Source organism: Porticoccus sp. (genome assembly GCA_023261185.1).
Lineage (GTDB): Bacteria > Pseudomonadota > Gammaproteobacteria > Pseudomonadales > Porticoccaceae > Porticoccus > Porticoccus litoralis.
The window spans coordinates 1-21,821 of record JALRJN010000013.1 but is presented as its reverse complement, the minus strand read 5'-3'; the positions used below and the strand labels follow the sequence as shown (position 1 = coordinate 21,821).

26 protein-coding genes are annotated in these 21,821 nt (G+C 53.1%); 11 read left to right on the top strand and 15 right to left on the bottom strand.

The features are described 5' to 3' along the window. Positions 1 to 165 (bottom strand): phage integrase N-terminal domain-containing protein (locus tag ACYZYZ_RS01245; RefSeq protein WP_461482967.1); only part of this gene is annotated, 165 nt, incomplete at its 3' end. A gap of 867 nt (positions 166 to 1,032) precedes the next feature. Here ACYZYZ_RS01245 and ACYZYZ_RS01240 point away from each other — a divergent pair. Together ACYZYZ_RS01240 and ACYZYZ_RS01235 are read left to right on the top strand one after the other, a co-directional pair. Further along, positions 1,033 to 1,317 carry a helix-turn-helix domain-containing protein gene (locus tag ACYZYZ_RS01240; RefSeq protein WP_035526478.1) on the top strand — a complete coding sequence of 95 codons (285 nt, stop codon included), beginning with the start codon at positions 1,033 to 1,035 and terminating at the stop codon, positions 1,315 to 1,317. Then, on the top strand, positions 1,310 to 2,560 hold the full coding sequence (locus tag ACYZYZ_RS01235) for a type II toxin-antitoxin system HipA family toxin (protein ID WP_286983959.1): 1,251 nt from the start codon (positions 1,310 to 1,312) through the stop codon (positions 2,558 to 2,560). The genes ACYZYZ_RS01240 and ACYZYZ_RS01235 overlap by 8 nt, the downstream gene beginning before the upstream one ends. Positions 2,561 to 2,674: 114 nt before the next feature. Here the strand turns inward: ACYZYZ_RS01235 and ACYZYZ_RS01230 are convergent, their stop codons facing one another. From ACYZYZ_RS01230 to ACYZYZ_RS01190, 9 genes are all read right to left on the bottom strand, one after another. Further along, positions 2,675 to 3,100 carry a DUF6573 family protein gene (locus ACYZYZ_RS01230; protein WP_035230335.1) on the bottom strand — a complete coding sequence of 142 codons (426 nt, stop codon included), beginning with the start codon at positions 3,098 to 3,100 and terminating at the stop codon, positions 2,675 to 2,677. A gap of 93 nt (positions 3,101 to 3,193) precedes the next feature. Next, positions 3,194 to 3,709, bottom strand: coding sequence for a JAB domain-containing protein (locus ACYZYZ_RS01225; protein WP_353681753.1), 516 nt, complete (start codon positions 3,707 to 3,709; stop codon positions 3,194 to 3,196). A 104-nt stretch (positions 3,710 to 3,813) separates the two neighbouring features. Next, complete coding sequence (locus ACYZYZ_RS01220; protein WP_014704091.1) at positions 3,814 to 4,242, bottom strand: DUF3577 domain-containing protein; 429 nt, start codon at positions 4,240 to 4,242, stop codon at positions 3,814 to 3,816. Positions 4,243 to 4,431: 189 nt separating this feature from the next. Further along, the gene (gene parM, locus ACYZYZ_RS01215; protein WP_014704090.1) at positions 4,432 to 5,538 is read right to left on the bottom strand and encodes a ParM/StbA family protein; all 1,107 of its coding nucleotides are present in this window, start codon (positions 5,536 to 5,538) and stop codon (positions 4,432 to 4,434) included. Positions 5,539 to 5,971: 433 nt separating this feature from the next. Continuing rightward, on the bottom strand, positions 5,972 to 6,712 hold the full coding sequence (locus tag ACYZYZ_RS01210) for a PFL_4669 family integrating conjugative element protein (protein ID WP_461482966.1): 741 nt from the start codon (positions 6,710 to 6,712) through the stop codon (positions 5,972 to 5,974). Between the two features lie 187 nt (positions 6,713 to 6,899). Then, positions 6,900 to 8,156: an STY4528 family pathogenicity island replication protein gene (locus ACYZYZ_RS01205; RefSeq protein WP_461482965.1), complete on the bottom strand. Its 1,257-nt coding sequence runs from the start codon at positions 8,154 to 8,156 to the stop codon at positions 6,900 to 6,902. Then, a complete protein-coding gene (locus tag ACYZYZ_RS01200; protein WP_014704087.1) occupies positions 8,146 to 8,748 on the bottom strand; it encodes a DUF2857 domain-containing protein in 603 nt (200 codons plus the stop codon). The genes ACYZYZ_RS01205 and ACYZYZ_RS01200 overlap by 11 nt, the downstream gene beginning before the upstream one ends. Continuing rightward, positions 8,735 to 10,252: a ParB family protein gene (locus ACYZYZ_RS01195; protein WP_339645476.1), complete on the bottom strand. Its 1,518-nt coding sequence runs from the start codon at positions 10,250 to 10,252 to the stop codon at positions 8,735 to 8,737. The genes ACYZYZ_RS01200 and ACYZYZ_RS01195 overlap by 14 nt, the downstream gene beginning before the upstream one ends. Beyond that, positions 10,242 to 10,541 carry a hypothetical protein gene (locus ACYZYZ_RS01190; protein ID WP_027948960.1) on the bottom strand — a complete coding sequence of 100 codons (300 nt, stop codon included), beginning with the start codon at positions 10,539 to 10,541 and terminating at the stop codon, positions 10,242 to 10,244. Before ACYZYZ_RS01190 ends, ACYZYZ_RS01195 begins: the two co-directional genes overlap by 11 nt. 83 nt (positions 10,542 to 10,624) lie before the next feature. Between ACYZYZ_RS01190 and ACYZYZ_RS01185 the strand changes: the two genes are divergently transcribed. From ACYZYZ_RS01185 to ACYZYZ_RS01175, 3 genes are all read left to right on the top strand, one after another. Continuing rightward, complete coding sequence (locus ACYZYZ_RS01185; RefSeq protein ID WP_014704084.1) at positions 10,625 to 11,299, top strand: LexA family protein; 675 nt, start codon at positions 10,625 to 10,627, stop codon at positions 11,297 to 11,299. Between the two features lie 45 nt (positions 11,300 to 11,344). Then, on the top strand, positions 11,345 to 11,608 hold the full coding sequence (locus ACYZYZ_RS01180; RefSeq protein ID WP_461482964.1) for a helix-turn-helix transcriptional regulator: 264 nt from the start codon (positions 11,345 to 11,347) through the stop codon (positions 11,606 to 11,608). A gap of 131 nt (positions 11,609 to 11,739) precedes the next feature. Further along, entirely contained in the window at positions 11,740 to 11,964 is a 225-nt protein-coding gene (locus ACYZYZ_RS01175; protein WP_339645467.1) for a helix-turn-helix domain-containing protein, read from the top strand. A gap of 20 nt (positions 11,965 to 11,984) precedes the next feature. Here the strand turns inward: ACYZYZ_RS01175 and ACYZYZ_RS01170 are convergent, their stop codons facing one another. The 3 genes from ACYZYZ_RS01170 to ACYZYZ_RS01160 form a co-directional block, all read right to left on the bottom strand. Next, positions 11,985 to 13,346, bottom strand: coding sequence for a tyrosine-type recombinase/integrase (locus tag ACYZYZ_RS01170; protein WP_348431614.1), 1,362 nt, complete (start codon positions 13,344 to 13,346; stop codon positions 11,985 to 11,987). 618 nt (positions 13,347 to 13,964) lie between these two features. Then, complete coding sequence (locus tag ACYZYZ_RS01165) at positions 13,965 to 14,240, bottom strand: polyhydroxyalkanoic acid system family protein (protein WP_305170023.1); 276 nt, start codon at positions 14,238 to 14,240, stop codon at positions 13,965 to 13,967. A gap of 67 nt (positions 14,241 to 14,307) precedes the next feature. Beyond that, a complete protein-coding gene (locus ACYZYZ_RS01160; RefSeq protein ID WP_461482963.1) occupies positions 14,308 to 14,952 on the bottom strand; it encodes a TetR/AcrR family transcriptional regulator in 645 nt (214 codons plus the stop codon). Between the two features lie 142 nt (positions 14,953 to 15,094). On the opposite strand from ACYZYZ_RS01160, the gene ACYZYZ_RS01155 reads away from it, so the two are divergent. Then, positions 15,095 to 15,694 carry a phasin family protein gene (locus ACYZYZ_RS01155; RefSeq protein WP_305170021.1) on the top strand — a complete coding sequence of 200 codons (600 nt, stop codon included), beginning with the start codon at positions 15,095 to 15,097 and terminating at the stop codon, positions 15,692 to 15,694. A 195-nt stretch (positions 15,695 to 15,889) separates the two neighbouring features. Next, the gene (locus ACYZYZ_RS01150; protein WP_305170020.1) at positions 15,890 to 16,366 is read left to right on the top strand and encodes an RDD family protein; all 477 of its coding nucleotides are present in this window, start codon (positions 15,890 to 15,892) and stop codon (positions 16,364 to 16,366) included. Between the two features lie 14 nt (positions 16,367 to 16,380). Here ACYZYZ_RS01150 and lptG read toward each other — a convergent pair whose 3' ends face one another. Both lptG and lptF read right to left on the bottom strand, forming a co-directional pair. Then, complete coding sequence (gene lptG, locus ACYZYZ_RS01145; protein ID WP_305170019.1) at positions 16,381 to 17,472, bottom strand: LPS export ABC transporter permease LptG; 1,092 nt, start codon at positions 17,470 to 17,472, stop codon at positions 16,381 to 16,383. Next, a complete protein-coding gene (gene lptF / locus ACYZYZ_RS01140) occupies positions 17,453 to 18,592 on the bottom strand; it encodes an LPS export ABC transporter permease LptF (RefSeq protein ID WP_461482962.1) in 1,140 nt (379 codons plus the stop codon). The genes lptG and lptF overlap by 20 nt, the downstream gene beginning before the upstream one ends. 105 nt (positions 18,593 to 18,697) lie before the next feature. Between lptF and ACYZYZ_RS01135 the strand changes: the two genes are divergently transcribed. The 4 genes from ACYZYZ_RS01135 to ACYZYZ_RS01120 form a co-directional block, all read left to right on the top strand. Then, a complete protein-coding gene (locus tag ACYZYZ_RS01135) occupies positions 18,698 to 20,185 on the top strand; it encodes a leucyl aminopeptidase (protein WP_461482961.1) in 1,488 nt (495 codons plus the stop codon). After that, positions 20,182 to 20,607 (top strand): DNA polymerase III subunit chi, encoded by a 426-nt coding sequence (locus ACYZYZ_RS01130; protein WP_305170016.1) that lies wholly within the window; start codon positions 20,182 to 20,184, stop codon positions 20,605 to 20,607. Before ACYZYZ_RS01135 ends, ACYZYZ_RS01130 begins: the two co-directional genes overlap by 4 nt. Before the next feature lie 55 nt (positions 20,608 to 20,662). Beyond that, the gene (locus ACYZYZ_RS01125; protein WP_305170015.1) at positions 20,663 to 21,118 is read left to right on the top strand and encodes a hypothetical protein; all 456 of its coding nucleotides are present in this window, start codon (positions 20,663 to 20,665) and stop codon (positions 21,116 to 21,118) included. A gap of 83 nt (positions 21,119 to 21,201) precedes the next feature. Next, positions 21,202 to 21,821 (top strand): class I tRNA ligase family protein (locus ACYZYZ_RS01120; RefSeq protein WP_461482960.1); only part of this gene is annotated, 620 nt, incomplete at its 3' end.

Genomic DNA, 21,821 nt, shown 5'->3' with positions numbered 1-21,821 from the left:
CACGTGCTTCGGCTTTAGAGATCGGGTGGTCATGCGTCGATACCCCATCTCCCGCAGCTGATTGGCAATCTGGTTAAGTATGCGCGCTCGATTGGCTTGCGTACTGTAACTGCCATCGCGATTGCGTTTGCACAACTGTTTCAATTGGTAGTTCAGGTCTCTCATCGTGTACTTTCCAGTCTGGTAAGTGTTTCTGACCAACCACAGGCTCGTGGCCTGACTGGGTCCGCCGAAGCGGATGGGTCAAGGGACACTACTCCCCTTTCGACCTGATAAGCCTGGTCGCAGGCAACCTGGCTGCTCTTCTGCTGAAGATGGTGCCGGGTAAACCAATGGACTCTAAGAGTCAGTTGCGATGGTGAGTACTTCACCTCCTTTTAAATGAGCGGAACCATCGGTCCGCGAGTTGAAAGAAACCGTCGGTGAAACGGCGCGTTGGTAGTCGGCTACTTGCAAGCCGGGTTTGAGGTGGCATTAGCCAGATTGAAGCGAGGACGAACGTCCTGCTATTGAGGAAATATTGAAGATGAGCTGCAGCTGATGCTGTGCGCCAGGGTAGCTCGGCTGGCGCCGTTGCCGTTTTTGCCATTTTTGATGGCGAGGGCGACAATCCTCATCCACGTTACCGCCGTGGCCGCGTATGGAACTGTTTACGTTTCTTGGCCGCTAGTATAGTTAGAGCGAACTCGCTGGGAACACATCAATCCGAGCGCAATCCGTTGTCGTTCCGTGCTCCGCCGCCCTCGTCACTACCCCGCTTCGCTAAGCAGTGACGAGGGCTTCGTTCGAATCAACCACCACGCCAGGTCTGCGACCTGTCATGGCAGTTGAACAGACAAATCTGTTCGACCCACGGTTACAGTGGAACCACCATGGGGCTGTACGCTGGCGGCCGACAATTTTTATCGTACGGGATATATTCTTACTCAAGCAAGCCAATACTCTAATATTTATCCCGTACGGTAAATATTTGTTGATTTAGCTGCGTCTGCATGCTAATTTTTACCGTACGCTCATTTTTTTGGATAGATTATGGCTCACGATCAGGTGCAATACGGTGCAATCCGATCCGCTGAGGATCTCGGCAAGCTGGTGCGTGCTCACCGGAAACAGAGAAAACTGACGTTGGAAACGATCTCGGGACTGGGTAACCTGAGCACCCGCTTTTTATCCGAATTCGAGCGTGGCAAGGAAACTGCGGAGCTGGGCAAAGTGCTAAAAGCGCTGCGCACCCTGGGACTGGAGGTGGTCATCCAGCCGCGCAGGGTTGCCGTGCCCAAGCCGTCGTCCTCACAAGAGGGAGAAGGCCATGCTTGATCCGGATGGTCTCAACGTCTGGAATGATCAGCGACTCGTTGGCTATTTGTGGCGCAACACCCAAGGCCTGATTGGCTTCCGCTACGAAAAGGAATGGCTTACCCAAGGCGGATTTGCCATCTCCCATAGGTTGCCATTGCGACAGGAAGACTTTGTGCCGGAAGAGGGACTCGCCCACCGCTTCTTCGCCAACCTCCTGCCGGAAGGTGGTGCTCGTGATCAGGTTATCCGCGATCTAAAGATCGCCAATACCGATTTTGATCTGCTCAGAGCCATTGGCGGTGAATGCGCCGGAGCCTTGTCGATTCTCCAGGCAGAACAGAAACCTTCCACACAATACGCGTATTACGAACTCTCGGAACAAGAACTCGCCAAGCTGGTGACACGCCGTGGTCAGGTTTACACATGGACTGAAAACGAACGTCCCCGTCTGTCTCTGGCCGGAGCGCAAGACAAGTGTCCTGTGTTGATCAAGAATGGTGCCTGTTGGTTGCCTAAAAAAGAATCGCCTTCCAGCCATATCCTCAAGTTCGAACTGTCTGATTACCGCCACCTGCCCGCCTACGAGACGTTCACGACACTATTGGCGGAGGCTGTCGGTTTGCCTGTGGTCAATATTCAACTGCGATCCATTGCAGACACGCACTATGCATTGATTGAGCGCTATGATCGGCACCTGTTGGGTAGCGGTCAGATGGCGAGACTGCATCAGGAAGATTTCTGTCAGGCGCTGGGTTTCGGCCACGAACGCAAGTATCAGGAGGATGGCGGCCCTTCCTTCGCAGATTGCTATCGGCTCGTCCAGGATGTCTCTAGTGATCCCGCCAACGATCTGCAGTATTTACTGCGATGGCAGATTTTCAATGTCCTGGCGGGTAATTCAGATGGTCATGCCAAAAACCTTTCGCTGCTATACCGGGCCAATGGCGAAATACAGCTAGCCCCTTTTTATGATCTCGTTTGCACTCGGGCCATTGAACGTATTGACTATCATCTGGCATTTTCCGTTGGCAATGAAAGAAATCCAGGCATCGTTTCCACAAAGCACTGGGATGACCTGGCGCAACAATGCGGTTTGCGTGCTCGGTTTCTACAAGGCCAGGTGCAGGATGTTGCTGTCAGTCTGTTGGAGCACCTGCAGCCGACGAGAGAAAAGTTTGAAACGTTGTACGGGAAATATCCCGCGCTGCAACGGATCGAAAAGGTCGTGAATAAACAGTGTCGGCGCACGATCAGCGAATAAGTGCGACTGGCAAGGTTCTCAACGAACAACGAACTATGCATCGGCATTTTAATGAAATGGGGGTGCCACTTTATCCCAAGTGGCCAGGGCAAGGAGCCGATTCGATCGGCGACATTAATCTTCGTTGGGCAGCATGATCGTGACGACCGGTTCACCGGCATCACCAGGGCCAACCATCAGTTTCAAACTCACCTCGCCGGCTTCTGTCGAATGCCCGTCTTTCGGCACGCGGTACAACGAGAACAGCAACCGATCACCAGGAGCAGTAGCCGTTCGAATGGCGTAGAACGCCATAAACAGCACGTCCCACAAACGGCCAGACTCGTCCTGGTGCACTTGAAAGCGGTTATCCCGCTCTGTCCAGGCGACGCAATCACACCAAGCGGTATGGGTAAGTGCGACTGGCCATTTGAAGCCAGCCTCACGTGCCATAGCGGTGACATCGATCAGGACGCCATCTTCGATAGCCTGTGCACGACTGTAACTTGCGACAACAGGACCGAAGACATCTTCCAACGACTTGTGCTCTGAATTTTTCATAAGGTTTCTCCCTGCAGAAATGAATTAAGAAATTCAGGGAGCACCTCCTTCCCATTGGGGAAGAAGACTCCCCAATGGGTTAAGTAAATGGCGTTACAGCAATCCGCGTTCGGCGAAGGAAACTGATTCCCCCACCGTGACCACAAAGTGATCCAGTACACGGATGTCAACGAGTGCCAGCGCATCTTTTAATCGCCGGGTAATCGCTTCGTCCGCGTGACTGGGCTCGGCGACACCACTCGGGTGATTGTGAAAAAACATCACCGCTGCCGCGTTGAGCGTCAGCGCCTGTTGTACCACCACGCGGGGGTACACCGAGGCGCCATCAATGGTTCCCTGGAACAACTCTGCGGCTTCGATTACCCGATGCCGGTTATCCAGGTACACACAACCAAAGACTTCCGCTTTGCGTTCAGCCAACAACATCCGCAAGTAATCACGGGTGTGGTTGGGGCTCGGTAGCTCCAGGCCCGGCTGGTGCAGGTCCTGCAATATCGCAAAGGCCAGCTGCAGCAGGGATTGCTTTTCAGGATCGTTCAACGACGCCATGCGAATGGCCGCAAAACGGTTTTTAGTAATCACCCGGGAGGGTGATGGTTTGGAAGCCATGAGCGGTCTCCTTGAAGAGTCGAGGAGACCTGCCCGGCAAGGGAGAATCTCCCTCGCTGGGTTGAAAGATTGATCGCATCACAAGATGCGATCAGATTTGGTCGTCAGGCTACGGCGTTGTGGGTCTCAGCCGTCGGCGCCGGAAAGGGCTGACCTTCGACTTTGATCCACTGGAACCGCAGTAACCGGGACTTCAGGCTGATGCCCGTCGTACCGGCTCGATCACCGTTTTTGAAGATGAAGGTTTCGGCTTGCAAATCACTGAGGTGAAAACCCACCAGCACTTTAAAGTCAGCTTCCACCGCAGGCAGCAGCTGACGCACCAGATCCTTCGCCTCTTCACCCACCACCACGCACTCGAAATGCGTGTGCTGAACGTTATCGGCTGGCCCTCGTAGCGCCGCGATGGTGACACTGAGAAAGGGGAACCCATTCTCGGGTGTTACTTCGCGAACCCGGTTGAGGTAACCAATGCCGTGGATATCAAGATCGAAATACTTCGGTTTTTCAGGGGTAGATTGTCTACTGGTCATAACAGTTTCTCCTTGAACATAATGGAAAGCCGGAGAACACGATTCCCTGGCGGGAAGGTATTTCCCGGCAGGGTGAGTAAAATCAGGGCAAGCCCTGACACTGGATTGACGGTAAAACCGCGATGTCACTTGCACAATCCGCTGACATCTTCTTTGCCACTGAGACCGCAGTGGCCACGTACAAAGTCGTTACCCCTCCCTCACCGGGGCGTCGCAGACAAACTGCAGGTACTTGAGCATGCCCCTTGCGTTAGCAAAAGCGGCATGGTCGGCAATGGTTTGATTGGGAAACCAGTTGGCAATATCAGCGGCTAACGCGGCACTGCCACCGCCGACGAACAGTACACGATCCAACTCCACACCGAGTCCAAGCTTGCGGCGGGTTTCGGTATAGAGTCGCTCCACCAACTCGCGTTTTGCTTCCGCCACCATGGCCGAGACATCGTGATCCTTGCCATGCAGGCGCAACCGATGTGTATCGACGGCCCGACTGATACTCTGCTCGCCCAGTTCGTTGATATCGAACTGTTCCTGTATACGGTTCGCCACGCGAATCTTGACGTTCAGCATGCCGCGATTCAGAGAGCCGGAGGAACCATGCACAATGCCCTGGTCCTGGACCACCACATAATCCGTGGTGCGGCCACCGATATCGACAATGGCGATGGGCGCGTTGACCCGATCCGCGTCCAACGTCACACCATCATCATCGGTCATAACAATCACATAGTCGTACCAGGCAGCCAGCGCCTCCGGAATAACTTCATGAAAGGCGATGCTCACCTTTAGGAGCCCCTGTTGCGCTGCCCTTTGCGATGCTTTTCTGGCAACAACAGGCTCAACCGCCAATTTCAAACCCTCCCTTTTTGCCTGGATCGCTCGTCGTCGTTGCTGACCATCGTTGCGGTAAAAGGCGGAGACCGGCAACCCCGTCACCACATGGACGGATCGGCCCGACAAACCCGCCTGTTGCAGTGCATGCTGGACGATCACCCGATTCAGGGCCGAGCCCGGGTATTCATCGAATTGAGTGGGCTCACCATCGACCGCACCGACGGAATACACACTGCCACCGGTTTCGTACTCAAAAATTTTCTGTTCCTCATCCCGTATCCAGGTGACACCGGCCGATCCCATGCGTGCCCGTGAAGGCACCGCCAGGAGGCGACCATCCGGTAACGCCACTTTGGTATAGGCATAGCCGTCATCGAGGCCCACCTGCCCAACCGCCATGGGATGAGTGGTCACGGGAGGTTTGTCTTCGTCAGAAAATTTCTCATCGGTCAGTTCTGTCATGGTGCGATTCCTGATATCGGGGTTAGACGTCTTTACTCACCGATCACTCGTCTCAGGTGCGTAAAGGGTTTTCTGGTGTCGTTTGGGGGAGCAAGCCTGGCGCGTTCGCTGTTGTGTGAGCTGCCAGGTGACCGCGCAGCGTGATCGAGCATCGTCTCGGTTGTTCGCGGCTGGACGGAACCCGCTCCGCGACTTCCGTTTATCTGGGTGGATGTACACGGCTGGCTCATAGGCATTGCGTGTGCCGGCAGCGCTTGCTCAGATCGGATGGCCTGACACTCGCTTCGAAATCCCACCAGCAACAGCTGCCGCAACCACTCGTTTTGTCTGCTGTTAGGCAGGCGGCGTAAACGCTGAAGCACCATCGCTTCGAGTGGAATTCGCGTATCGAGCGAGATGACAAGCTGCTGAAGCGTGCTGGTGGCCACGGCGTTCAGCCCTCGTCAGAATCTGCGATGGCGTTGTTATTCAGCTGTTGAAATGCCAGGGGACGCAGAGACGGCAACCGCTCACCATTGAGGATGTCCTGGGGAATCTCGCCCATCCGCTCTCTCGCTTTGATGGCTGCCGGTGTTCCTTGCCGGATATCGGAGCGACGAACGTCCAGGCAGTGATACCCCTGGGGCAACGCAAACACCCGGCGCACCCATCGCCCACTACCCGACACCTGCTCAATGAGGTCAGTGGGCATGTCGAGACCTAAGTAATGCAACGTCATGTCTGCGCACATCAACCGGTCGTACTCACCCAGCAACTGTGCAGCGCGGAAGGCGTAGGGATTGGCGAACTGTAACGATACGCGCTGTGGTCGACTCGATTGTGCGACGCTGAATTCGAGAGCACTGTTGGATTCAGTGATAAGGGCGTCCATCCTTTGCTGCAATCCCTGCAGCTGTGCGCGGATATCGGCAACGCCCTCTTCCACTTTGAGCAACCACCAGTCGGCATAAGGGTCGTCGAAGCGGACGGCCTGCCATAGCGACTTCAGCCGATCTGCAAAACCGATCAATCCCATAATGGCAGGCTTGCCATCGGCTGCACGGCGGCCGCGGATCAGGCTCTGAGCCTGATAGGTCTGAATCGTCAACCAGACTTCACCCTGCAGGGCGCCTGGCACTGACTCGTTTTGATTTTCAGCTGTATTCTCGTGTGACCGTTCTGCGTCTGAATTCATTTGCGTCATTCCCTTCAAGATCAACTCTGACGTGCTATGAATCCACGAATGGGAAAATGGCACCACGGAATATCCATCCGACTGGTGCAGTGTTTTGCGTTGCTGCGATCAGATGGTTCCAGTGGAAACAGTGCAGGGAAGTAACGACGGAGATATGTCACATCACGTGTGATAACGGGCGGTCGCGCTATTTATCCATATTCAATGATGCTCGTAACTTGGCCAGCTGCTCACGCCCATAGGCTTGGTTTCGTGCTCGCTCTTCAGCCGCTTTAGTTTTCTGTTCTTCGTTTTCTGGCGGTGGTACGTGATGTGCCCGATCGTGTCTTGCCTCGGCCACCTTGATCCCGAGGTTGGGCACAAATTCGCCTTGTTGTGCCGCCTTGCACAGCGAATGCAAGAATCGCAGCTCGTCATAAACCGGCTTCATGCCTTTTTGCTCAGACTCCAGACGACCCTGAAGTTCGTCGAGCACCAACTGCCGATCATCAAGATCGATCATGGCAAGATACCTGTCCGCCAGGTGTTTCTGGTTCTCCGACAAGCGCGGCGGATAGATCAGCGCTCGCTCTGTCACCGACGGGACTGATGGATTGGATTCAGAAAATGTTTTCTCTTGATGGTTTGTATTTTGTGTAGTGGTTGTTGTAGTTGTTTTTTTATAATGACTACTACAACGACTACTGTAGTGTTCCTTAGCCTCCGCCTTTGAATTTTGGTCCTGGACGGATTGTGCTGATGCGCAGGCCCCGGACGAATTTTTCAGTTTCCCGATGGTCGCGGCGTGAAAGGTAAAATAACGACCGCTGTTGCCGTGGTTTCCGCTGGAAACTGACAATTGTTGGGCGGCCTGCAGTCGACGCTCAATAGTTGACTCCTTCCGTCCTAACGACTCGCCTTCCTGAATATCCTTATCCAGACTCTCCAACACAGCTTGCGCCACGCGCCGGACGCGGGCGTGATGATGCTCCTGGGATTGGGTAACGAATGCCATGTAGGACTCATCCAGGTACAGGGCATCGACCAGAGGCAGGGGTTCATCGTGAAGACTGTAGACATTGCCGGTGAAACGGCCGCTTTTTTGACGCACTCTGGCACACAGCGTTAGCCAACGCGTCAAGCGCAGAATGGCAATAGCACGAGAGACAGTGGAGGTTGAGGAAACGTTGGTTTTAGCCGCAATGGTATCGTAATCGGGAAACGCCGTTCGTCCTCCAGTCTCTCTGGCATGGAGCATGATAACCATCCATACCAGTTTATCGACGGGTTCCAACACCGGGTCCTGGATGACCATGGCCGGCACGGCCTGATGCCAATTCCCCATGAACAACATGGCATCCGGTAACGATGGATCACTCTGGGCACGAACCTTGGCAACAGTTGCCTTGATTAAAGCGTCGAGAGCAACAGTTTCTGGTCGCAGCGCATCCGCATCATGGGCCATTCTCGACAACCCGCCCGGACGTCGCGGCACTGCTTCCCTCACCGTAGGTTTCCCAACGCTGCACCAGCGCCCAAATCGATCGCAATCCAATGCCTGTCTGTTGCTGTAGGTCGAGATAGTCCTCTGCAGTTAATGTGGATTTGTCATCCGCCTGAACCTTATCCTGCCAGGCATACCAGAGCGCGTGGGTATCGGTTTCATTCAGTTCGGGAGGCCGGCCCACGGCCGGCGCCAGCGTCAACAATCGGCGCCATCGCGTGTACTCCCGAGAACTCACACCAAACAGCTGCTGCATCATCTCTAACGGTGCGTCCGCGACCAGCAATGTTCGCTGCAGATCCTCAGATTCCCGCTGATGACGCAGGTGATCGAGCATCGGCCAAAAAACATCACGATTGAGACCAATCTGCAGACAGTGCACACGCAGTGCATCGGCCCGATAGAGATCGGCCAGATTCATCTCTTTCAGGGCGTCCAGTTCTTTGGGGCCAAAGTTCATGGCGCGCAATGCCTGCTGATCCCCCTCTGCCAGACATCGCATGGCGTACAACAGCACGGCGGTGGTGAGGTCGGCTTCCTTATTGGACGACATCGCTTTCACCTCCTTGTTGCGCCCAAAGCTCGACCCCGGTATCGAAGGCTAACCGTTTAATGCTCCGGTAGGACTCCATCATTTGCAGCAAACGCTGCCAGTCTGGCGGGTTCAGTTGTTGCCAGAGCTGGCTGTTGAGATGTCCGGGATCAGGCGTCCAGACACTGCCAAAGAGCAGACCGGCATCATGGGATGCCAAGGCCTGGTATAGGGGCGAGTCTTTATCCAGGTAGGCCAGGACAATGTCCGTCGGAGCGACGGTCAACTCTGAGCTCGCAGCCAACTGCCACCAGAGTGCGGACACTAAATCCAGCATGTCCTGGTCAAGGGATTCCCGCAGCTCCGGTGAAGGCACATCAATCAGCAGAAAGCCCAAGCCCTGATCCGGCAGATGAATGACTGTCTCGTGCAGTCCGTGGGATGTCGCCAGGGTTACTGCGCAGTCCCACAACTGGCTCCGCAAAACCTCAAGATTTCTTTGCTGACCACCTTTTTGGGAATTCGGCGCAGAGGTCAACTCAGCTGCCATGTTCGGTTGGTCTTTGCTTTTGTCGCGACCACTCGCCGGTGAATCGATGCCAGCGGACTGTTTTTCCAATGTCATCGTATTCGATGACGGCCCACTATCGGAATGCTCCGGGTGTTCCGGGTCCCTGTCCGCCCCCGGCTCTGTATCCTCTTCGGTATGAGCGGGAAGGCTGAATGCGCGGCCCGATAGTTGTGCCTCCATCTCCAGATGAATCACCTGGCGATTCAGTTCGGACTCCACGGCGATCTCATTTTCCAATGCATCGCGCAGTGGCTGAATGTCCCATTCGGCGCCATCATGACGGCGACACAACTCGGCAAAGATCGCATCGAAGACGGTGTTATCCCCCAATTGGCGACGATCCCAGATCGCTCGGGCAGCGCGTTCAAGGGCTCGGATCTTTTCCACCTGTGGTCGACCCAATCCGGCAGCTAAGGCTTTTGGCATCAATGGCCACAAGGTCTCAACGGCATATCCCATTTTGGAAATCATGCTGTGGCTGAGCCCGAAACCTCGCTCTCTGAACAGCTCTTCCAGTTGGCGCTGAGACAGGCTCTCAACCTCCATCTCGCTTTCGAGGAGAGACTTTGCTTCGAAGACGGCCAACGCTTTATCGATGAAAGGCAAACCGCCGCGCAATTCGTTTTCCCGGAGGTGGGCAAAAAGTACATTGGACTCCTGCGACCAGGGCTTGACGACGCAATCGATCCAGCGAAATCGCTCATCGCCGGTTTCGTCCAAAAGCTCCTTCAGTATCCTCAGCCGTGTATTGCCGCCACTGTGGAGCACATAATCAGCAGCCCCCGGCTCCTGTGATAGCACCAATGGTTGATCCAGGCCTTCAGCCTGGATCGACGCCTTTATTCGATCGTATTCCGGGTTCTGCTGCCGGCGGGGATTGCGGGAGTAATGGTGGATACGAGTGACGTCTACACGGGTGATCTCGTGGACGGATGGCGATCTCTCAGGCGTCATCGTTACCACCTGCTTCTTGTGCACCCGATTCAGGCACGACGCCGTAGAAAATCTCTGGATGTCGAACCATGCTCGCCCGAGGCACAGGCTCCAGTCGACCATCCGAAAGGTCCGCCACAGTACGTGTGTAATGCTCGATTTGCGTCGCCATCAATGGACTGGCATATCGATGCTGGCCGGCAATCTGATACAAGTAGGAGACTGAGTCGCCACACGCCGCAGCGACGTCGGCCCGCTCCCGCTTGGTTGCCATCTTGAGGAAATCCTTTAGCTCCATGCGCAGAAACATTAGCACCGTGCGAATCATTGAACAACGCTCAATCACCGCTTTTTGTTTATCACTCTGCTAAAAATCATGCTAAAGTGTTTCGCATGACGCTAAAACTTAACCAGATCCGGCTCCACAATCTTGAAGTTCTGATTGCCGAAGCGGGCTCAGCTGCCAAGTTGGCGCGCGCGGCCGGGACCAATAGCTCCTACCTCAGCCAGGTGCGCAACCAGCTCCCCACCAAAAAAGGAACGCCCCGCTCTATCGGAGATGAGCTGGCGGAAAAACTGGAAAAGGCCATGAATAAAGACCAAGGATGGATGGATACCCCCCATGCGGACGGGGCACGACAAGAGGAACACAACGCCCACGACGGCCCGGATTTGCGCAGTCTCCACCCGCTGATATCCTGGGTCCAAGCGGGAAACTGGTATGAGATTTCTGAAAGTTTCGTGCCGGCCTACGGTTCAGAACTTTTACCCTGCCCGGTGTGCTGTAGTCCTGAATCCTTTGTACTTAGGGTTCGCGGCAGCAGTATGGAACCCAAATTTCATGAGGGCGACCTGATTTTTGTTGACCCCAATGTTTCACCTGACCACGGAAAGTACGTGGTTGTTCGACTCGATGAATCCAATGAAGCCACGTTCAAGCAGTTAATTATTGAAGAGGGCAAGCAGTACCTGAAGGCGCTCAACCCTGATTGGCCGAATCGCATTATCGAAGTGGATGAAGAAGCGACAATCTGTGGAGTCATTGTCTTCAAGGGAGAAGTTGTCTAAACGCTGATCGTAGAATAAGACTCCTACCCACATAAGGACTAACCAGTGATCAGCACAAACAACAGTAAAAAAATAACTACCTTGATCAACCGAAAAACATTGTTGGCAATGATTCCACTTTCGGACCGCGCCATTTACGACATGGAAAAGCGCGGAGAATTTCCATGCCGCATCGTTTTGACGAGCCGTAAGGTGGCCTGGGATTTAGCTGAAATAGAGCATTGGATAGAGGAACGAAAGCAGTCCAGAGATAAAGCCATCAGACCTGGCTCTGCTGCCACGCCAGGGACTCCATCCGGAACAAAGTGACCGCCTCCACAAAGGCTTGTTTAGCTTGCTGATAAAAAGATAGATTCGATTCTGACTTGTAAGAACAATTAGCTCAATGCTAATGTTTTTCCTGGCTTATATGAGCTTTTGACTCTATCGGACATCAAAACATGGATGACATCGCAGCAGCTAATAATGATCGTGAACTCACAACCAAAGAAGCGGCTTCGCTACTTGGCTTATCACCCAGCACACTGAGAAAATGGCGCTGCACTCATGAACACCCCGAATTAACCTGGAGAAAGCGATTTCGCCATGTATTCTATCTCGAATCAGACGTTCTTGAATTCAAAGAATTGAGCACCAAAATCTCATCTAACGAAATTTACATTTAGAACTTTATAACCTTACGTTGCTACCAGCGGCTCGTGAGTTCGTCGATCAAATCAAACCCTGCTTGTTTAACCATGTAGTCAGCAATTTTCTGACTAGCATCTCGAAGCCTTGTCATAGACGGGTGAATATAGTGAGCATCAACACCCTCCCTTGCGTGACTCAGTAACTCATCTACAAGTACGGAATTAATGTCTAGTTCCGTCCCAATAGATTTATACGTTCGTCGGAGGTCATGATTGGTAACAGATATACCCGTTTGGTTTTTAACGATATCACGGACTGCCTTGGTATCTCTGTAATATCCTCGCCCTCCCATGCCAGGGAACAAGTACTCAGTGTCTTCAGGCAAATAATCTTGACGGTTACGAACGATTGCCGCGGTCACTGTATTTAGGGGTAGCTCTACTTGGTCGCCCCCTTTTTTAATAATGTTGAACACTAATCTATTGAGATCAATTCCCTCCATTCGGACAGTCATCGTCCCAGTTCGTCTTACACCGGAAAATAACATGAATAACAATGCATCACGGCCATTACGATAAGCGGATGTATGATCATGCTCTCGAAGTGCTAAGACAGACTTCAGATATGGCTTAAAATCAGCATCATCTAACCGACCAGTACAGCGATTGGTACGATTAATATTTACACCCAGTTGCTTCATTGCACGGCTAACCGGGTTTCGGATAAAGAGATCCGAATCATCGTATTTGGTCTGCGCCCAATTCCAGATCGACCTAAGAATACGCATAGCGCAATCGAGCTGGGTTTTACCACGACCTACTTTCTGGAGATAAACAGTTTTTACCTGCTCTGGCGAAATACTGTGTAATGGCAGGTCTAACAGGTCAACTAAGAGAACCTCGCATTTATTTCTGATATCCACTAAATAACGCTGACCTGATCGCCTCTCGGCAATAAACCCATCTGGCAGGCATTCATCACTTTCATCAACCGGTGTTCCGTAGATCATATCTTTAAATGAGCGCCTTGCCTCTATCAGGACTTGATTATCAGCCTGTTTTGCAGCTTCTTTTTGAGCTATTACTTGAGGGTCCCGGCCCTCCTGAATTTCCAAAAATAAGCTATCAACCTTCTGCCGTAGTTCTGAAATGGTGATCTCAGCATTACGAGCTTCGCCAACCTTCATTATCTGGCGCTTATACATACGACTCTTATATTCACCACGAACTCGAATACGAGCATACATACAAAAAACACTATCAATATAGGAACGTCCAGGCCTAACTCGAACAGCCAGGTGACTATCAGCATCATAAATATAGGTTTCTTTGGTAAACTCTCCTCGATTAATACGATTCTCAATGGCTTTCAGATTCGGTTTATTGAACTTGATTCGGTTGTCAGATATAGCTCCCATAAGATCTCCTTTTGTTCATCCTCACCGGCAAAATCTGGGATGCAAATGGGATGCAAATGAAAGTAATTTTTGCATCCCAAGAGAAATCTTGAGTAACACCAGAATTGCCTACCGCAGACAGAATATAGATACAAAGCCTTTTATATCAACAACATAGAGAGCTTTAATCTACTTCGCGGAACGTTATTCAACGTCGAGAAATGAGTATAAAGAGTGAATTCAAAATCCCCCGCCCTTAAAAGCGTGCCGGTTCGAGTCCGGCCTCTGGTACCAATACAAAACTCCGCCTCACTTAGGCGGATTTTTTTTGGCTGCTTGAAGTCGGTGAGAAATGGCACTCCGGTTCGACCGAATGGGACGCCATCAGGGCGCCGAAGCAAAACGTCGGCGGGGTAAAACCCCGAAAAGCATCGCCAAGATGCTTTGAGTCAGTCCGGCCTCTGGTACCCCTTCATTATCATGTAGCCAACAGGCTGCAAATCTCTCCCCATCAAACTGCAAATCTGCCAGCTGTAATACCGGCAGGTTTTTATGCTATGGGCAGCATCAAAAAAATAAGGAAAGAGTTGCGGGCTCAAAAGAAACTTGTGTGGGCAACGCAAGTGGTTTTGATTGTAATCAGCTCACATGCTCGTCAAGGTATTTGTTTACCTCGGCTTCAATCATGCCTTTGAGGGCTGACATCAGCAGACCCAGTTTGACGTTCACTTCCAGGTGGGATTCGTCGAAACTCACTTTGGCATCGACGCCGCTGTACTTGTAGTGAACCATATCTCCCTCCCACCGGTAATCGCCACCGAACTTGCTCTTCAGTTTTTCACCCAGTTCCTGGGTCATACTGCGAACATGTTCCCTATCCATGGTGTGGTGACGTGAAATACAAATATGGCTCATTAACTTCTGCCCTTTTATTTATTCATTTATTTTTTGTCAGCGTACCGCCAACACGTGCAAACGGATGCTAGCCCTGTTTCTCCCGCTGGTAAAGTTCTAGGCAGGCTTCCATAAACTGCAGTTGTAGATTTCCCATGTACGGTGCCAATAGCGTCATGATTTGTAAAATAGCGCTTTGAATAAAGTCGTGTTGCTCCAGCTTTCTATTGCGCAGTTCCTGAAACTGAAACCAGTGGGTAAAAAGCAGCATGATGTTGTCTGTCAGATGCTTGACCCGTTCAGCCGCCAGGTTGGGGTCAGCAATAACACCCTCCTCCAACAAGCCTGTCAACAACTGCTCTACCCACCGTGACTGCTGTTCCATCAGACGTCGGAAACGTGGCTCAATACTTTGATACTTCTGCAGCAGGTCAGAAATATTGCGGAAGAAGAAACGGTAATTGTAGATATATTCCAATAATACGTAGAGGTGTAGCCAGTATTCTTCCAGTGTGGATTTTGCCTCCAAGCCTTCGTGCAGCAGTAATTCCACACCCGCTTCGAAACGTTGATAGAGCTCTGTCACCAGCTCGTCCTTGCCCTTGAAATGGTAGTAAAGATTACCAGGGCTGATATCCAGCTCGTTGGCAATATCCACAGCAGACAAATTCGACTCGCCTTCGTTGTTAAACAACTCCAGGCTCACCAGCAAAATATGCTCACGTCTTTTCATCCACGATTTCCATCAAATGAAAAAAATTGCATTTTTTATAGAAAGTTCTGTTTTTAGTATGCGTTTTCTAAAAATTTTCAATATTGTGGCTGTAAGTTACAGAGCAAACTGCTCATTACCAACTGCTACCGGAGATACTACTATGGCAGAGATTAAGAATGCTATTGACAAGACCGAAGAGCTCGCTCGCAAGATTTGGCTCGCTGGACTTGGCGCCTATGGTCATGGCCTTAGCAACATTCAGGAAGGCTACGAAAAAATGAACGGCTCAACACGTCGTTACTTCGATGACCTGGTAGAGCGCGGCACCAAAATCGAAGCCGAAGCTAAAACCAAACTGGATCAAACCGGTGACAAGCTGAAAGAAGCCGGTGACAAGCTGAAAAGCCAGAGTGAAAAACTGAAAGCTCAAGGCGAAAAACTGAAAATTCAGGGCAAAAACCTGAAAAAAGATGCAGTGAAAGAAAGCATCACTGCCAAGGTTGATGAAATTCGTGGCAAGGTTTCCTCCAAGATCACCATGCCCACTATGCCGTCAATGCCCACCATGCCGTCTTTTGGCAAGGAAGAGAAACTGACTGAACTGAGCGCCAAGCTGGATGAGTTGATCGGCGCGGTAACTGCACTCGTCGCCAAAGAGGCTGAAGAGAAGCCAGCTCCCGCTGCGAAAACTCCTACCCCAAGAAAGCCCGCTGCCAAAAAACCTGCAGCGAGCAAAACAGCGGCTGCCAAGTCAGAGTAAGTTAACGAATAGTCTTACCCCCCTTGCTCGCAAGAGCAACTAGTGCCACAGGCCACTTCCCATAGGCCTGATTTTATAGGCCGCCTGCCAAGGCGGCCTTTTTTTATCTGCGTTCTGCATAACCCATAGTACGAATTCTGAAACGCCGAAGAGTTTGCTAGACTCCCCCAGCCCAGAACTAACCGGAATAAAACCTTGAACCTAGAAACAAACACTGCCCTGCCTCCGGCCTCCCTCATCAGGCGACTGATGGCAATGATCTACGATGCATTCCTGCTGCTGGGTATCACCTTTGCGTACGGCGTGGTCGTGTTCCTGTTACGCAAGTTATTTGGCGACGATACTCTGCAAGCACCCCACGGTGCATTGCAGGCTTTCATTCTGCTTGGACTCCTACTTTGCTGGGCGTTTTTCTATGTCTGGTGCTGGCAGCGCAGCGGGCAAACCCTGGGCATGAAATCATGGCGTATACAGTTGCAGGCTGAAGATGGCAGTCTGCCCGACTGGAAAATCTGCTGGATTCGCTGCCTGCTTGCGCCCATCTCACTGGCAGCATTGGGTATTGGATACTTCTGGTGTCTCTTCGATAAAAATGGCGACTGTCTGCACGATAAGTGGAGCCATTCCCGTACTCTGCTGTTACCGAAGCCAGCGAAAAAGAAGAAAGCGTGAAAATAAACCGATTGTCAGGATGCCCGACGTAATAGCCAGAGGCCAATCAGCGCGCAGATGAGTGCCGGAAAAGCCACAGCAAGAAACGGGTAAAAACCAAACACAACGCTGGCGGGCCCCAGCAGGTCCTGAGCGGTGCGGAAAACCAGTCCTACGACCACACCGGCAAAAATTCGATAGCCCATGGTGACCTGCCGCAAGGGGCCGAAGACAAAAGAAATCGCTATCAATACCAGGCTCACGATAGTGAATGGCTGCAGCGATTTTTTCCAGAAGGCCAGCTGGTACTTGGACGATTCCTGGCCCTGCTCTTCCAGATAATTGCTGTAGTTGTAGAGACTGTGGATGGCCAGGGACTCCGGCGGGAACACGATCAGGTTCAGTAATTCCGGCGACAAATTAGTTTCCCATTTGCGGGTCACAAACTCCTCGACATCAGTGCGATCATCTAGAAAATTAGTCACCACACCACGCTCTTCCACCCAATGCTCACCCTGGAAGGTGGCGCGCTCGGAGAAGCTCGCCTGCAACAGGCGGTGATCCTCGTTGAAGCGGTAACGGGTGACACCGAACAACACTCCGCCCGGGTAGACTGCATTGAAATGCATGAAGTCGTGGCCTTCCTTGTTCCAGAAGCCGCTATCAGTTTCCTGGGCGCTCTCACCCCCCTTTAACAACATGCGACGACTCTCTGCATATTGGTCTGAGAAAGGAACGAGATATTCACCCATCAGGGCACCCGCCAGTATCAGCCAGAGAATGGGGCGGATGACGAGCCAGACGATGCGCATCACCGAGACCCCAGCAGCACGCATGACCACCAGCTCGGAATTATTGGCAAGCATACCGAGACCGATAAGGCAGCCGATCAAGGAGGCAATGGGAATATTTTCGTAGATGCGCGATGGCAGAGTCATCGCCACATAAATCATCACCTGATTAAAGGTGTAGTTGTTGGAGATATCCCCCACGCCATCAATCACCGCGCCGATCGCATCCAGCGCCACGATCACCAACAGCACCAGGGAAATGGCCCCCAACACCGATGCCGTCACATAGCGAGACAGTCGCGGCATGGGCTGGTTATCACGAAGCAGTTTCTTCATGACCGGCCTCCTTCTTCATCTGCCTGACTCTGACGATCAAACCTTTTATTTGGTCACCCAGCTCACTGCGGAAGTAAATCACTGCAGCAATGGCCACAAACAATAAATGTACGCTCCACAAACCGACGATGGCCGATACTTTGCCATCCTCTGCCATGCCCCTGGCACCGTTCAACATCACCAGGTACACCACATACAACAGCACGGCCGGCACGATCCGGGCAAAGCGACCCTGTCGTGGGTCTGTCTTGCTCAACGGAATGGCGATCAGACTGACCACCAGCACCAGAATGGGAACCGACAACCGCCATTGCACGGCGGCCTTATGAGCGGGTTGATCGGAGTCCAGCAACTCGACGGTGTACATAGTGTCCACCTTGTCACGACGCCGCGGCTGCGGGGGTTTGCCCAGTCGCTGGCCGTATTCCTCAAACCGTGTAATCTGGTAATCCGCCTGCCCGGGGTTTCCCTGGATGCGGAAGCCTTCGCGCAACACCAGGAAACTCGCGCCCTGCTCCGTGCGGCGATGATGGCCACTCTCGGCAATCACCAGCACCAGCTGGCGGCCGTCCTCGGCATCGGGGTTGTTTTCGGCAAGAAATACATCGGTCATTTCCCCATCCTTGGTGACTTCCTCGGTATAAGTCACCGAGCGACCGCCCGAGAGAGGGTGAAAATGCCTTGCCATCAGACCATCCAGCTCGCCCCGCTCTTTCTGTGCATTCAACAACGCTTCCGCTTTGCGCAAACCGGTAGGGCTAACATCAACACTCAGCCAGCCCACCACCATGGCAATAATGACACCGGGAATCATCGTATAAACGATCAGCCTTTTCGGGCTCATACCACAAGCGACCATGACCGTCATTTCGCTCTGCACGTAGAGGCGTCCGTAGGACAGTAATATCCCAAGGAAAAATGCCAGGGGAAGAATCAGCTCAATGAACCCCGGCAGGCGATAACCGATAATAGCGAGCAAAATGCCGGCATCCAGTTCACCGGCGGCCGCTTGCGCCAGGTACTTCACAAACCGGCCACTGACGATCACCAATAGCAAAACAGCGCAGACACCCAGGGTGGTGGAAAGCAGGTCTCTTGCCAGGTAGCGAAATATCAGCAACGAATTATTCCTGTTATGCTTGGCCGATGTTAATGGGAGTTGTTGACACAATTATCCAGAATTAGACTCCCGATGTCTCGTACTCTCTGCCACTCTGGAGAACCCATGGAACTGAATGCCCTTACCGGGTCCCTGTCTACCCGCAAAACTGAATGCCTGGCCGTCGCCTTTGGCAAAGATGGTCTCGACAATGCCGAACTGAATTCGCTGGACAAAGCCAGTGGCGGACTGATTGCCCGACTGGTGAAAAAGGGAGACATCAAGCCGACACACAACAATTTCCTCATGATCAGCGAGCCGCCCGGACTGGCCGCCCAACGCCTGCTCATATACAGCACAGGTAAAGACACACTCAACGAACAATCGTTCCTCGAACTGCTTTCGGGTCTCGCTGGCCAGCTAACCAAGTTGCCAATCAAATCCGCTGCTGTTTCCCTGGAAGGTGTCGAGGTCAGCGACCGTGACACCCCCTGGATGGCACAACAGCTAGGCCGCCGCCTGGGAGAAGCCAGTTACCTCTTTAACCCGTTCAAGTCTGCCGACAAGAAACCCACCACCCTGAAAAAAGTCTCCCTGCTTCAAGCAGGACGCCCAGGGTTGGATGCCAACAAACGTGCCCTGGCCATCGGCACGGCCATCGGTAACGGCATTAACCGGGCAAGGGAACTAGGGGACCTGCCGGGCAATATCTGTACCCCCTCATACCTGGCCACCCAGGCAAAAAACCTGGCAGGCCATTACAGCAACATGGCCTGCAAAGTACTCACAGAAAAACAGATGCAGGACCTGGGCATGGGTTCCCTGCTGTCGGTCACGGCGGGAACCGAACAGCCAGCAAAAATGATAGTACTGGAATACAAGGGCGGCACACGTGGCAGCAAACCGGTGGTGCTGGTGGGCAAAGGGGTCACGTTCGACTCCGGCGGCATCAGCCTGAAGCCCGGGGCTGGCATGGATGAAATGAAATACGACATGTGCGGCGCCGCCAGTGTTTTTGGCACTCTCTCCGCAGCCGCAGACTGCCAGCTGCCCCTCAACGTTGTCGGCATCATACCCACGGTGGAAAACATGCCCAGTGGCCGGGCCACAAAACCCGGTGACATCGTCACCAGCATGTCCGGGCAGACCATTGAGATTTTGAACACCGATGCTGAAGGACGTTTGATTCTCTGCGACGCCCTGACCTACGCCGGTCGTTACAAGCCCTCCGTAGTGGTCGATATCGCCACGCTGACCGGTGCCTGTGTAATGGCCCTGGGCAGTCATGCCAGCGGACTGCTGAGCAATGACGATCCGCTGGCCGAGCAGCTGGAAACAGCCGGCAAAAACAGCGGCGATCGCGTCTGGCGACTGCCGCTGTGGAAGGAATATGACAAGCAACTGAAGAGCAACTTCGCCGATATGGCTAACATCGGTGGGCGCGAGGCCGGAACGATCACGGCTGCTTGTTTCCTCGGCCGCTTCACTAAAAACTATCGCTGGGCGCACCTGGATATTGCTGGCACTGCCTGGAATAGTGGTGCCAATAAAGGGGCTACCGGCAGACCGGTACCCCTGCTCATGCAATTTCTGCTGGAGCAGGCCGCACAGTGACCCACGTTAATTTCTACAAGTTGTCGGGGGATTTCGACGCAGCCCTGGTACTCGCCTGTCGTCTTACGGAGAAAGCCTTTCAGCAGGGCTTGCAGGTGTTGTTGTACACCCCGGACGAGGCGACCTCCCGGCAACTGGACGAACTGCTATGGTCCTTCAAGCCCAGCGCTTTTTTGCCCCATGCCGTGGAAGCGACCCCGGCATCTGACATCGCCATCAGTCACGGCGATGATCCCGGCGAGCACCACGGCATTCTCATCAACCTAGCTGACGAAGCACCCGGCTGGTTCTCACGTTTTGAGAAGACCATTGAAATCGTCTACGATGAGCAGCAGGTAATTGACAGTAAACGTGAGCGCTTTCGTTTTTATAAAAGTCGCGGCTACCCGTTGCAGTACCACGACCTGAGCAAGCCAGAATAATTGATGTGCTGTCGACACCTACTGTTCCGGCCACAAACCATCAGAGGTTCCTGCCTTGACCGACAATACAGGCAAACAGGGCGACACCCAGAAGCACCTTATTGAGGAGCTGGATCAACTGCACTTTTCCCTGCACGATGGCGAGGAATTGCAGCGTGACATTCCACTGTTGAACGAACCACTGCAGCCCGATGAAAACGACTTCGATCTCGACATTCCCATCCTGACCGACAGCTGCGACGACGAAACCCCGCCAGAGCAGTCTGCCGATTCGCCCCTCGCCAATACAGGCGCTGAATATGCAACCGCTGAAGATAGCCTCTCAACACCTGCCGGTGATAGCTCCATAGATGCCACCGACGAACTGGACAGCCTGCTGGATGAGCTGATCGCCGATCATCTGCCAAAGCTTGAAGAAAAACTTCGTGGCCGCCTGCGGGAAATGATTCAACAGGGTCAACTGGACCTTCTGGACAACCCTGATCTCAATAACCACGTCGACGAAGGCTGACCTGATCATTATAATTCCCGCCTTCATCTGTCCCTGCCACAGTGGCGGAGCGCACAGTAATTTCCCGGCCCCTACGAGTAAACATGGAAAAGACCTTCAGCCCCCAGGACATTGAAACCAAGTGGTACCAGACTTGGGAAAGCAACGGCTACTTCAAGCCCAGCGGTGACACCTCGGCCGACCCCTACAGCATCATGATTCCACCGCCGAATGTTACCGGCAGCCTGCACATGGGACACGGCTTCCAGGAAGCCATCATGGATGCCCTGATCCGCTACCACCGCATGCTCGGCAACAACACCCTGTGGCAAGTGGGCACCGACCACGCCGGCATCGCCACTCAGATGGTTGTAGAAAGATTGTTGGGCGCCGATGGCGTGTCACGCCACGATCTGGGCCGAGAGAAGTTCATCGAGAAAGTCTGGGAATGGAAAGAAGAATCCGGCGGCACCATCACCCGCCAGCTGCGCCGCCTCGGCGCGTCTCCGGACTGGTCGCGCGAACGCTTCACCATGGACGACGGCTTCTACAAGGCCGTCCAGGAAGTCTTCATCCGCCTCTATCGGGACGGCCTGATCTACCGCGGCAAGCGACTGGTCAACTGGGACCCCATCCTGCAAAGCGCCGTCTCTGACCTGGAAGTCGAAAGCGAGGAGGAAGACGGTTCGCTCTGGCACATCGCTTACCCGCTGGCCAGCGGCCA